We start from the raw sequence: 12,658 nt of genomic DNA on the forward strand, positions 1-12,658 counted from the left end.
TTAAATTTTATTAAAATTGAAATTTTTTCAAATTTTTAATTTTAAATAGTTTAATATGTTGTTAAACAGTGTTTTATGTTGAGTTTTTGACTGCGGTACTCATTTCAAAAATGAGATTTTTTTTAATGACCAGATTAAAATTTCATTCCCACTCCGGCAGAAATCCTTCCACCGTCTGAGCCATAAAAATAATTCAATCTTGCAGACATCATTTCCACAATACTCAGCCATACACCGGCACCGGCAGACTGATGCCATTTTCTGGAGTTTTCATTGTCATTCCATACACGGCCGATATCATATCCGATAAGAATTCCCATGTTTGCAGGAACAATATTATTTCTTACCCGTCCGAAATCCCATCGGATTTCCGAGTTATTGGTAAAATATGATCTTCCTGAAAATCTTTCATTTCTGAAGGCTCTCATTCCATTATTGCCTCCAATAGCTGCAGCCTGGTAGAATTCAAAATTATTATTATTGATCCACATCACATTGCTGGAATTGGCGAATACAAATGTTCCCTTTTTATCAATTCTGTGGTCAATGGCAAGTTTTCCTTTTACGGTAACAAAGTTTTTATTAAAATCAGAAAGTGTTGCTTTCCAGTCTGCATTCAACATAAACTCCAATCCAAGAGTAGGGAAGGCTGTATTATCTGCATTTTTATAGCCAAAGGTATAATTGGCTCCTACAAACTGCTGGCTGTTAAATACGCCAGGTCTTACATCCGGAGACTGATTGATGAAACGGTCAGCTTTTCTCTGTACTTTATTATCTTCAAAAGTCAGTTGAAACTGGTGGCTGAGATTCATCCAGCTCTTTTGAGAGATAGAAGGTGCGAAGTTAAACTTGGATATTCTGGCTCTGTTGTATTCTCTTTCCGTATCCTCTTTGTCATATTCACTTTCATTGGAAAGTCCAAAGAAGTTTTGAGAGAATCTCGGAGTCGTATAAAATGCATCAAGGTTGATATCCCAACCTGAGATTGCCTTTTTAAATACCCCTTTGTATGTGAGGCTAAATCCTGCAGTTGCTGTATAAAAATTAGCTTTTAAGCTATGTCTCTGAGTAAATGGGTCACGGATAAAATTATTCACCGTATAATTAGCCAGAACTCCTACAATAACACCATCATCCGGGTTGTAATCCAGGTTTGGATATCCGGCAACAGAATTATATTTAGGATGCTTATAATTATAGCTGTTGATATCATAATCATCCGTAATATTCTTTGTTGCATTACCGTCATTATACGTGTTTTTCTGAGATTTAAAATCATAAATCTTCACTTTTCTTCCATCTGCAACGTTGTAGGTATCATGATTATAGCCACCAATCAGTCTGATATTCATTTTAGGACTTCCGCTTCCTGTTACTACATAAGTATCATCATCTTCAAGTCCATAGATCCATAATTCTTTTGTTTTCGAATCGTGATAGGTCTTTTCAAAAACCAGTTCATTCTGGTCTTTATTCTTACCCAGATAATATTGCTGTACAAGTACTGAATGTCCGTTTTTGGTGATGACAAACTTATCAGGGTTTACCGTTCCCGCCAAAGGAACTTTTTTCAGCAATACATCATAGTACTGAGCGGCATAGCTCTGAAGTTTTGTTTTTCTTATTTTCAGTTTTCTCTGGATTTCAGCAATCGTTTCATCCTGCACCTCTTTTGGAAGATTATGAAAAGCATCATCAATATCCGTATCCGTAAGATGTTCCTGAATATATTTTGCCTGGGTTTCCCACTCATTCTGGTCTGAGCCTTTTAAGAATACAAGATCCATTGGGTAAGGTTCCATGGCAAGCCATTTGACACTGCTGATGTCTTCTGTAAAGGTTTTCATATGGCGGATGGCCGGAACATTCATAATAATTCTGAAAGCTGCCCCGTCATATTTACTGAAAGCCTGATCCCTGTCTTTTGGAATGGGTTTATAAATCACTTTATCACCCTCATCATATTGCGCCCATTTCCATTGATCTGAGTGTCTGTCCCAGTCTCCGATAAGCATATCAAATAACCTTGCTCTGATGTAAGATTCTCTGTCTACAGAATATTTATTACTCTTGCTGAGGTTTTTTAATACATCATCTGTAGAAACAATATCTTTTGCATTATCGAGAGAAGCCAGTGTTTTCGGATCTGAAGAAAAACGTTCTTCAATCATATACATTTCATCTCCATAATTCTCATTATAGGTTCCCAAAGCCTTTTGTTTAGGAATATAATACAGTTTAGGATTACTGTGGAAAATGCCCAGTTTTTCAGACATATTTCCAATCGTAAATGGAGTAAACGGATGATTGGTGGTATAAAAATCAAGTAAGAATTTTTCAGGATATGTATCTGCAAGTTCTTCTCCCAATGTGCTTTTCTGGAAAGCCATATTATTTAAGAAACGGATCGCGCTTTTTTTCACGCCACGCATCACGAATTCCTGTCCGTCTGCAGACTTCAATCGCAAACTGTTGGACTGGTTTCCTCCACCTTCTCTGAAAGGAATGTATCCACCATTCAATTCAGAAAGATTAGCTGTTGGAGCTTCAATGGGAATTCCGTAATATCTTCTGTAATGATCTCCCCAAAGCCAACGGTAAAACTTTCTTTTTTCGGTAAGTGGTACCGGGTAAATGGTTGAAGAGAATGTTGCAGGAAAAGAATTAGGGAAATTATTAACAAACACATCCGGTTTGGAAATCACGGAAATATGAGTCAGTTTTTGAAGTTGAGCATCTTTAGTAGAAAAATACTCCACATCTGTACTTTCATCTTTTCTGAAATTTAAAACTGCAAAACCACTGCCTCCGTAGGAAAAGTCTGTTTTTTCTACAATGGTAGAAGGATCTGTTTTAGAACCTGCGCCACTGATGATCTGTCTTAAGTTTCCATCTTCGTGATATTGCAGATTATGGTCATGGCCGGATACGAAAATAATATTTTCTTTATCCTGAACAATACTTTTCAATCTGTTGGCCAGATCTGCATAATGTTGATTGTTGATATCTTCAGGGCTGGCTCCTGAGGAACTCCTTAATATATTGATTACACTTGCCACCACAGGTACAGGAACTTTACTCTTTAAGGGAAAGAGATGAGATTTTGCAGAATTAAAACCTGCATGTGTTCCACTACTGATGATGGGATGGTGTAGGGCAACAATTATTTTTTTACCCTGATTTTTAATGATTAGATCTTTAAACTCTGTGAAAAAATCTTCACGGGTTTTGATATTACAGTTTTTGTTGATTCCAGGATAATTGTCCCAGTTGGCAATCACCCATTCCGAATCGATAGCAATAAGTTTGATATCTTTAGAAATGTTGATGTCATCAATAGGGCATCCATTTTTAGGAAGGAAAGCTTTTTTATCATCAAGATATTTTTTAACGAGTCCTTCCTGGGTATTCAATCCTTCCAGTCCACTGTACCAGTCATGATTTCCCGGAATTACAAGGGTTTTCCCTTTAAAATTTTTGGTAATGGAGAGTTGATTTTCCAGTTTCTGCTTTGCTGTGGCATAATCTTTATCTGTTTCTTTGGGCATCCCATTGGGGTAGATATTATCACCCAGAAAGATCAGCATAGAGTTACTGCTGGCAGAATCCAGCTTACTTTTCAGTAAATTCAGCGTTTTTTGTGCCTGAGGTTCATCTGAGTTTCCTGCATCTCCAATCAGAAAGAGTTTAAAATCATTTTCAGATTTTATTTCGGAATCTTTTACTTCAAATAAGTTTTTGCCCTTTTGCACGTTATAGGTAGCACAGGAATAAAGGACTCCTGCGGACATTACCGTTCGAAGAACAATAGAAGTATTTTTTAGATGAGTTTTAAAGGATAAATTCATAAATTTACATTAACAAAATTTCAGGGATGAGCATTTTACAAAAAGCTAAAAATTATGTTGAAATCTTATTCAAAGATAAGTTATCTTCGGTATATTTTTATCATAATTTTATCCATACTGCCTATACCGTTAATAAGGCTGAGGAAATCATGAAAAACACTCCTGTTTCTGAAGAGGATCAGGAGAAGGTACTCGTGGCATTATGGTTTCATGATACGGGATATATAGAATGTGCCCTCAACCATGAGGAAAGGAGTGTAGAGGTGATGAAAGCCTTTTTACACCAGGAAAACTATCCGGAAGCCTATATTGCAGACGTTGAAAAACTAATTTTGGCTACGAAAATACAGTATGAACCTCAGAATTTACTGGAAAAAATTGTAAAGGATGCAGACTTCAGCCATTTTGCGGGACATGATTACAGTGATATTTCCGATGCTTTGAGAAAAGAATGGGAGCTTACCAATGTAAGATGTTTTTCCAATGAAGAATGGAATGCCGGAAATCTGGACATGCTGAAAAACAAGCATACTTTTTATACGGATTACGCCAAAGAAAACTGGGAACCGCTGAAAAAGAAAAATATTAAAAAGATCGAGAAGAAGCTGGAAAAAGAAGAAGAGAAAAAAGAAAGTAAAAAGGAGGTTTCAGAAGGTAAAAAAGAAAAAGAAAAATCGGACAGAAGTGTGGATACTTTATTCAGAGTGACGTTGAATAACCATACAAGATTAAGTGATATTGCAGACAGCAAAGCCAATATTCTTTTATCGGTAAATGCCATTATTATTTCAGTTTGTCTTTCTGTATTGGTACCGAAACTGGATGCTCCTAAGAATTCGCATCTGATTCTTCCAAGCTTCATATTATTACTGTCTAGCGTACTGACAATCATATTTGCGATTTTATCCACAAAACCGAATGTCACAAAATCAACATTTACTTCTGAGGATATTACTAACAGAAAAGTAAACCTACTGTTCTTTGGGAACTTTCAGCAGATGTTATTTGACGATTATAACAATGCGATGAAAGACCTTATTAAAGACAGGGATTATATCTACGATTCTATGGTGAAAGATCTGTATTATCTTGGGAAAGTTCTTAACAGAAAATACAAGCTTTTATCCATTACCTATAAGATCTTTATGGCGGGGATTATTATTTCCGTTTTATCTTTCGGGGTGGCTTTTCTTAGTCTTTAATTAAAATATACACACAAATGATCGTCAGACAGCGTACCAATTGGCTGAAAATGTTATTTATATGGAGAGGTTCCGTATTAAAGAAAATTGTTGTTCAGCTTTCCATTATCACGCTGTTTTCCCTGGCTATCTATTTTTTCAAAGGGAGAATATTCGATTATAAAGTACATCTCAATCCTACCATTTTTACATTGATAGGATTGGCACTTGCTATATTTATGGGTTTCTGTAATTCTGCGAGCTATGACCGTTTCTGGGAAGGACGGAAACTCTGGGGATTACTTGTGATTGAGACCAGATCTCTCACAAGACAGATCTTATCCTTAGTAAATGATTCTTCTCCTGAAGCTAAAGAGGAAAAAGAGAGAATGATCAAGCTGATTTCTGCATTCTCCTGGTCACTGAACTTTCAGTTGAGAGATAAATCCGGGACAGAGCATCTTGAGAGATTGCTTTCGCCCGAACAACTGGAACAGGTGAAGAATAAAAAATTCATTCCCAGTATTATTCTTGGATTTATTGCAGACTGGCTCAATGAACAGAATAAAAAAGGAAATATAGACACCATTGTGATGACTTCTATGGATCATCAGCTGAACCAGTTTTCTAATATTTCCGGAGGCTGTGAGAGAATTTACAATACGCCCTTACCCTTTGCTTACAGTGTTTTGTTGCATCGTACTGTTTATTTATATTGTTTCTGGCTTCCATTTGGATTGGTAGATTCTTTGGGCTGGATGATGCCTTTAATCGTTTTATTGATCAGCTACACCTTTATTGCTCTTGATGCTATTATTCAGGAGATTGGAGAACCTTTTGGTGAAGAGGAAAATGACCTTGCCCTGAACAGCATCTGCCGTACTATTGAATTTTCTATTTTTGAACAGGCTGGAATTCCGCAAGGGGAATTGAAGAAGCCGGATACTTATTTTGTGGATTAGCACAAAATTTTTTCCTAGATTAGGTATTTCTGTTATTTATAAAAGAATTGTGGAAACCCGTAATGCTTCATAGTATTTTTTCTTTATATTGCTCATGCTTTTTTAAGTATTGAAACTTTAACTATTTTAAAAACACAAAATTATGACGAAAAAACTACTTTCATAGCTGCTGCTTATGATAGTCTTTAGCCTTGCAATACATTCCTGCAGGAATGATTATTTCCCAGATCAGCAGGAGAATCCTAATGACAGGAATGCTCTCCGGTATACTTACAAAAGAATTTCACTGGATGAAAGTAAGCACAAGACTAATCTTATTCCTGAGCTTAAAAAAGTCAATGAGAAATTTAAAACATTAGAAACCTATGTTTCAGGGAAAGCTGTAAAGTACAGTAATGGGGTTTCTGTAAATACAGATGATGTGATTTACATAGAACGAGGGCCTGATGTTCACAGTTATACTTTTCATCTTACAAGGGATAATGCTGCTGAGGATGCACCTTTGGAAAACCTTGTGCTAAGTCTTCTTCCTGATGGGACTTACAAAGAACTTTTAATTACTTATCACTTTACCCTACCGGAAAAACAAATTCTGGCCAATGGAGGCTCTGTGGATACAAAAGGAAAACTGACCGTAGAAGAACTTAATCCGGGAACTTACAATGGTGGATTAGTTGGGAAGTCAGATATCTCCTGTGAATGGGTAGAAGAATCCTATTATACTTCCTGCAGTGAAGGACAGCATTTCAATGGAGAGCTTCCAAAAACGCAAGGAGGTCCCTGTAAAGCAGATCAGCCTTCCACACGGGTAACAGTAGTTGTCCATAGATGTAAAGCTCTTCCAGCTACAACTGGATTGGGTGATGATGGAACTGGTGGAGGTGGTGGACCTTTTGGAGGATCAGGCGGAAATAATAATGGTACACCTACAATCCCTAATTTACCACTTCCTAGTAGACCTTGTAAAAAAATTATTACTGAAAATGCAAAAGCAAAAACCCTTTTAAATGAATCTGTAGTTGATTTACAAAATAATACAATGAAGTCAGGTATTTCTACTTCAACTGTTGAAAAAGCTTTTACTTTTGGTAAAAATCCTTCAGGTATTTATAAAGTTTCAAGTATCATTTTAGGAAGCTCTTCTGGGGCTAGTGTACCAATGCCTGCAACAAATCCTGATTTTGTTGTGGAAGGAGGTATACATAACCACACATCAGTAACTTATGATGTAGCTTCCCCTGGAGATATTTATTGGTTTTGGAAAGTTCATAATATTAATCCTAATTTTAATTATTACTATACTAATGGGGCTTATACAGGAGCAACTTACGTATATACGATCACAAATCCTACTGCTTTTGCTAATTTTACAACAACTTATCCCGAGCTTACTTATTTTGATATGACAAGTCAAAACTGGAATACATCAATGAGTATTGGAAAAGACTTTAATTTAGTATATAATTATTTTTTTAGTGTTTCAAAAAAATCTGATGAAGAATCAATGGAACTTGCAACAGCTTTTGTAATAGGAAAATATGGAATGGGAATTGGTATAAGTAAAAAAGATAGTTCGGGTAATTTTAGCCCAATTTATGTGAAAGAATTACCTGATCCAACAGACCCAACAAAAATAATATATAAAGAAACAATAGACTGCAATTTAAAATAATTACCAATGAAAAAAATATCAAAAATATTATTAATGATTACTTTTTGTCTATTCATTAAAAGTTTTGCTCAACTAGATACGTTGAATTATTTAAAGCAATTTGAAGTTAATAAAACAAGTTATATAGGGAAGCCTTTTTCTAAGTTATTAAATGATATGACACAAATTCAACCTAAAACGGTTTGGCCTGTCCCAAATTTTAGAACTAAATATTATAATTTTTCAACTGATTTTAATTTTTGTGATAAAGAAGCTTCTTTTCATAATGTAGTTACTTTATCAATAGAATGGGAAACTCCAATTTTAAGACATGAAACCAGATATTTCCAAGAATTAAATAATGCCTTATTCACCAATGAAGAAAGAAATTTTTATGGAAGTAAAATCATAAAAGGGATAAAAGTATATCGTTAATGATGAAGAAATTAATGTTGATTTACTCAATTCTTTTTCTATCCAAAGTATCTTCGCAAGAGATTAAAGGAGTAGCACATACTAGAAAAGTTATTAAAAATGATACGTTACACTCTGTAAAATCAGAAGCACTAATTCATTATATTTCAACATTAGAGAATATAAAAATACTTCCATCTACATCAGAAGAAAGAAAAGCAATTGATTCATTAAAATCAGAAGCTGTAACATCTCTGGAAAAATGCCAGAAAATAAATGGGAACTGTATTGATGATATAGAGCTGTTTGAGCCTAATTATGCAGGTTTTAAGACCGGAATAGACAATTTTCGCAAAATCTTATTTGAAAAATTTAAGGTTCAGGCAAATGCACAGAAAGGAGAAAACAGACTTCGCGTAACAATAGGAAAACAAAATGCGATTGAAAAAATTGATTTCATAAAGTATACAGATGAAGCTTCAAAGAAAGAAATAGAACGTTTATTTCAATCAAAAGAACTTGACAACTGGTATTCTGCTAAAGTTTATAAATATCCTGTAAAACAGGAATTTGAAATCAGTATTTTTATTGAAGAAAAACGATAAATAATCATCCGGGATGTATATTCCGGATTTTTCTATTCCTGCGGAAGCGTAAAAGAAACCCTCAACGCCAGCAATCCTGTAATTCCCTGAAGATCCTCTACCTTTAAAAATTCTACATCATGCTGTAATACTCCTTTCTTCTGAAGTTTTGAAATGTAGTCGAGGTATTCTTTCTGATTTTCCATCCCGAAATAGACGATGGTGATTTTTCCGGGAGCGGTGATACGTTCAGAAGAATCTTTGACATGCGCTTTATCCAGACGCTTTTTGATAATTTCGTAATAAGAATTGTAAGCTCCGTCTACATCAAAGCGTTTTTCATCCATTCTGAAACGGATGTCTATTTTTTCATTATACACGAAGATCAGCGAAGCAATATCCAGCTGTACAGGAAGATATTTTTTGAACGACTGAAATTCAAGTTCCATTTTACAAATCGTCTTAAGCTGCCAGTATCTCAGTTTGTGAACTACTTTCGAAGTATAGTGAAGTTCCGGAGCGATGGTAGAACCACTGTACAGATTATGTTCCACACCGTCAGATTTGAATCTTTCATAGTAATGTGGGAAAATTTCCTGTGCTTTTATCTGGCTTTCATCCAACATATCTGCCAGTTTTCGGTTGACCAGGGTGATAGAATCATCAAGGTTTTTCCTGTGGTGATAAAACAGATCCGTAGAAGTAAAGATGTGTGAAAAATAGTCTTTGATTTTAGTTTTTATTTCTCTTGAGGTTCTTACTTCCAGTTTACCCTGGAGGAAAGGATGAATTTCTTCCCTTAATAATCTCTGGAAACGTTGTTCCGTATCCGCTTTGATCTCATTGTTGATCTCATTCTCAAAAACATCCAGCGCCAGTACAAATTTTTCTGAATCGGAATTGGTGAGTACCAAAACCTCATTCAGCCATTCAATTTGTTGATTAAGATCCTGCAGCATCAGATTAAAACGTTTTTCAGAAGAAGAACGGATATCTGAAACCCCAAACAAAGGAGTCAGATTTTTAAATGCAATCTGCTTTAAAGTATATATTTTTTTTCCAAGCGATGCTGTAAAATATTTTTCAGCTTCATTTCTAAATTTCCACACCACGCTGTCGTGGATGGTTGTATATTCACGCTGAATAATAGCTTCTATCTGATAGTTTTTCTCAAAGTAAAATCTGTTCAGAGAGAAAAGAACCATATCAGTGAAAAACTCCAGTTTTTTAAGCTTTAAACCATTGAAACTTCCGGCAATAGGAGAGGTGAATTCCATGATAGCAAGGAGCTCACCATCTTTCATGATAGGAATTACCATGAAGCTGTTCACATTATTATCCTTTAAAATACTGAAGGAAGGAAGCAGCTTGACATTCTCGTCCAGGTTGTTTACATTGGAAACAACTACAGGCTTTGAATTATGATTTAAATTATTAAAAGTACTCTTACGGGTTTCTTCATCAAATGCATTGATCCAGAAATCCAGGATATGATTGGTGAGAAGGCTTTCATAAATCGGGAGCTTATCCAGTTTCTGTTCCTTTTTATTGAAAGTCATCAGCCCAAAACTTAGCTCAGGAACATCAAAGTAAGATTTGAAAATTTCTGTGAGATTTTCGTTGGGATTCATATTTTCCGGATCAATTTCAATCATGCTTGATTTCAGATCAGAAAGGGCAACTTCAGAGGTACAGTCTACCAGTGAAATAATGGTAAATCCTTTCAATATCCAGGATTGAGATGGGAAATATTTCTTCCAAAGCTTAAAGTCATCAAGATTTTCCAGCAGCATATCCAGAACATCATCAGACGGAATTTTGGCATCTTCTGTAGGAGTAATTTCTGTAAAATCTGAATTGACCGTAATTTTATAATGCTTCATGATTCCCTGCTTATTGGGAATATCATAATAAAACGGGATGGTACTTTTAATATCTTTTTTGAAGTAGCTCTGAAGAATCAGACAGCAACAGAATACATAAAATTCATTATCTGAAATATTCCTGAGTTCTATTTCGAAGTCTTTTCCTGCGTCTTTCAGAATATCTTTAAACCTTTCGGTATAGTTGAAAGTAATGTTGGAAAGCGGAATACTTGCTGCTTTTATTTCGTTTCTGGTGAGGCCTGTTGGAAAAAGATCAGCAAGAAGTAGTCTGATGAGGTCTTCATGTTTTTCAAGAAGGGTAGTGTCATTAAAACCTTCTCTAAGTTCTTTAAAATTTCTGGTGCTCTCTAGTAAAGACTCTGCATAATTGACCCTGTATTCCAGTCTGTCATTATACCGGATATGTTCCAGAACATCCAAATATTTTTTGAATGATATATAAACCTGAAAGGGAGAGTCTTTTTTATAGAGATTAGCCAAGAGCTGAAAAATTTAAAGTAAAGTTATGAAAAAAGCAGAATATTGATAGTGTGGAATTTTTATTTTATTGTACATAATTTGCAGGTGCTTTGGGAAACTCTGCAAGGTATGTTCTAATTCTTTACTTTTTTTTGGAAAGACAGATTATAGATTTACTGATAAATAAAAATTATAGTTTTTTGGGGGAGATATTCATTATTCAAAGGATAATAAAAAAGCACAACTGAAGAGTTGTGCTTTTTATATCTTAAAATTCAGATTTTATAATCCGAATATTCTTGCAAATAGATCCGGGAAAACTCCAAGAATGATAATCAAAGCAATAACAACCACTGCAATGATGTTGTAAGTAAGGGTTACTTTTTCTGATGATTTGAATGTTGATTCTTTAAAGAAGAACATCGCAATGATCAGTCTTAAATAGTAAGCAATAGATAGGGCAGAACCTAACACGGCTACTAATACTAAGAAAGCTGCACCGTTCATAGCCTGGGAGAATAAAGCAAATTTCCCCATGAAACCAGCGGTTAACGGAACTCCTGCCATTGAAAGCATAGAGATCGTTGCTGCTGTTGCTAATAAAGGTTCAGTCTTCGCCAATCCTTTGAAGGCTCCGAAAGAAGTTTCTCTCTTTAATTTCTCTACCCAGATCAGACACATGAAAACACCTACTGTAGATAAAGAATAAGCAAATAAATAAAATGCCAGGTTATACGTAGAAAGGCTTGTCATTCCGAAGAATACCAATCCGATATATCCTGCGTGAGATACTGAAGAGTATGCCAACATTCTTTTTGCATTCGTCTGAGCAAGACCCATAACGTTTGCCAAAAGTAATGTAATGATTAAGAATACTCCTAAAACATTAATCCATTCGTGAGTTACTCCTGCGAAACCAAGCGTCATCAATCTGAACAGAGCAAAGAATCCTGAGATCTTTACTACACTTGCCATGAAAGCTGTGATTAATGAAGGAGAACCTGCATATACATCAGGACTCCACATGTGGAAAGGTGCTAAAGCTACCTTAAATGCCAATGCACAAAGAATTAGTAATACTCCTAAGATGAACATTACATTCCCTGAATTAGCTACCCCGAAATCGTGGATTTTGTATAAATCAAAACTTCCTGCACTTCCGTAGATGAACGCAATACCGAACAGTAAGAAACCTGTTGCGAATGCACCCATAAGGAAATATTTAATAGAAGCTTCGTTGGATCTAAGATCAGTTTTATTAGCTCCAGCCATTACATATAATGGAATAGAAAGGATCTCAACTCCTAAGAACATCGTTACCAGGTTCTGGTATCCGAAAAGGATGATTCCTCCACATAATGCAAATAGCATCAATGCATATAATTCTGACTGGTGGCTTCTGTGGTTGCTGAAAGCAAAACCTCCCAGGAAGAATAACAATAAAGTTGTTACGATTGATATTTTAGTGAATAATGCGGTATTGTCACTGTACTCGTACATATGCTTGTAATGGTCGAAGAACGAACATTCCGGCATAAAACTTACATACAATGCAATGATTAATCCCAAAATCCCAATGTATCTTGCGAATTTTCCTTGTTCAAAAACTCCTGAAAATAACGCAATAACTGCCGTTAGGAAAACAATAATTAAAACACTCATTTCTTAAA

The 12,658-nt window shown here is 35.3% G+C and carries 8 protein-coding genes; 5 read left to right on the forward strand and 3 right to left on the reverse strand.

Annotated elements, in window-relative coordinates:
- Positions 1-134: 134 nt before the first annotated feature.
- The gene (locus tag ACKTTZ_RS12015) at positions 135-3,851 is read right to left on the reverse strand and encodes a metallophosphoesterase (RefSeq protein WP_407848987.1); all 3,717 of its coding nucleotides are present in this window, start codon (positions 3,849-3,851) and stop codon (positions 135-137) included.
- A 26-nt stretch (positions 3,852-3,877) separates the two neighbouring features.
- Between ACKTTZ_RS12015 and ACKTTZ_RS12020 the strand changes: the two genes are divergently transcribed.
- The 5 genes from ACKTTZ_RS12020 (at position 3,878) to ACKTTZ_RS12040 (ending at position 8,664) form a co-directional block, all read left to right on the forward strand.
- Positions 3,878-5,053 (forward strand): Pycsar system effector family protein, encoded by a 1,176-nt coding sequence (locus tag ACKTTZ_RS12020; RefSeq protein ID WP_034693398.1) that lies wholly within the window; start codon positions 3,878-3,880, stop codon positions 5,051-5,053.
- Between the two features lie 17 nt (positions 5,054-5,070).
- Positions 5,071-5,994, forward strand: a complete 924-nt coding sequence (locus ACKTTZ_RS12025; RefSeq protein WP_407848990.1) for a bestrophin family protein — start codon at positions 5,071-5,073, stop codon at positions 5,992-5,994.
- Positions 5,995-6,169: 175 nt separating this feature from the next.
- A complete protein-coding gene (locus tag ACKTTZ_RS12030) occupies positions 6,170-7,666 on the forward strand; it encodes a hypothetical protein (protein ID WP_407848992.1) in 1,497 nt (498 codons plus the stop codon).
- A gap of 6 nt (positions 7,667-7,672) precedes the next feature.
- Positions 7,673-8,080 (forward strand): hypothetical protein, encoded by a 408-nt coding sequence (locus ACKTTZ_RS12035; RefSeq protein ID WP_034693401.1) that lies wholly within the window; start codon positions 7,673-7,675, stop codon positions 8,078-8,080.
- On the forward strand, positions 8,080-8,664 hold the full coding sequence (locus tag ACKTTZ_RS12040; protein ID WP_034693403.1) for a hypothetical protein: 585 nt from the start codon (positions 8,080-8,082) through the stop codon (positions 8,662-8,664). The genes ACKTTZ_RS12035 and ACKTTZ_RS12040 overlap by 1 nt, the downstream gene beginning before the upstream one ends.
- A 32-nt stretch (positions 8,665-8,696) precedes the next feature.
- On the opposite strand, the gene ACKTTZ_RS12045 is transcribed toward ACKTTZ_RS12040, so the two are convergent.
- Positions 8,697-11,009 carry a GAF domain-containing protein gene (locus ACKTTZ_RS12045; protein ID WP_407848994.1) on the reverse strand — a complete coding sequence of 771 codons (2,313 nt, stop codon included), beginning with the start codon at positions 11,007-11,009 and terminating at the stop codon, positions 8,697-8,699.
- 261 nt (positions 11,010-11,270) lie between these two features.
- Positions 11,271-12,650 (reverse strand): NADH-quinone oxidoreductase subunit N, encoded by a 1,380-nt coding sequence (locus tag ACKTTZ_RS12050; protein WP_253316265.1) that lies wholly within the window; start codon positions 12,648-12,650, stop codon positions 11,271-11,273.
- Positions 12,651-12,658: the final 8 nt, after the last annotated feature.

The sequence above is a fragment of the Chryseobacterium sp. KCF3-3 genome, assembly GCF_045865955.1.
Classification (GTDB): Bacteria; Bacteroidota; Bacteroidia; order Flavobacteriales; family Weeksellaceae; genus Chryseobacterium.

What these genes read in the sequence shown, in the direction of transcription:
- ACKTTZ_RS12040 (WP_034693403.1), top strand. Translation starts at nt 8,080, where the DNA reads ATGATGAAGAAATTAATGTTGATTTACTCAATTCTTTTTCTATCCAAA.
- ACKTTZ_RS12035 (WP_034693401.1), top strand. Translation starts at nt 7,673, where the DNA reads ATGAAAAAAATATCAAAAATATTATTAATGATTACTTTTTGTCTATTC.
- ACKTTZ_RS12025 (WP_407848990.1), top strand. Translation starts at nt 5,071, where the DNA reads ATGATCGTCAGACAGCGTACCAATTGGCTGAAAATGTTATTTATATGG.
- ACKTTZ_RS12020 (WP_034693398.1), top strand. Translation starts at nt 3,878, where the DNA reads ATGAGCATTTTACAAAAAGCTAAAAATTATGTTGAAATCTTATTCAAA.
- ACKTTZ_RS12015 (WP_407848987.1), bottom strand. Translation starts at nt 3,851, where the DNA reads ATGAATTTATCCTTTAAAACTCATCTAAAAAATACTTCTATTGTTCTT.
- ACKTTZ_RS12030 (WP_407848992.1), top strand. Translation starts at nt 6,170, where the DNA reads ATGATAGTCTTTAGCCTTGCAATACATTCCTGCAGGAATGATTATTTC.
- ACKTTZ_RS12050 (WP_253316265.1), bottom strand. Translation starts at nt 12,650, where the DNA reads ATGAGTGTTTTAATTATTGTTTTCCTAACGGCAGTTATTGCGTTATTT.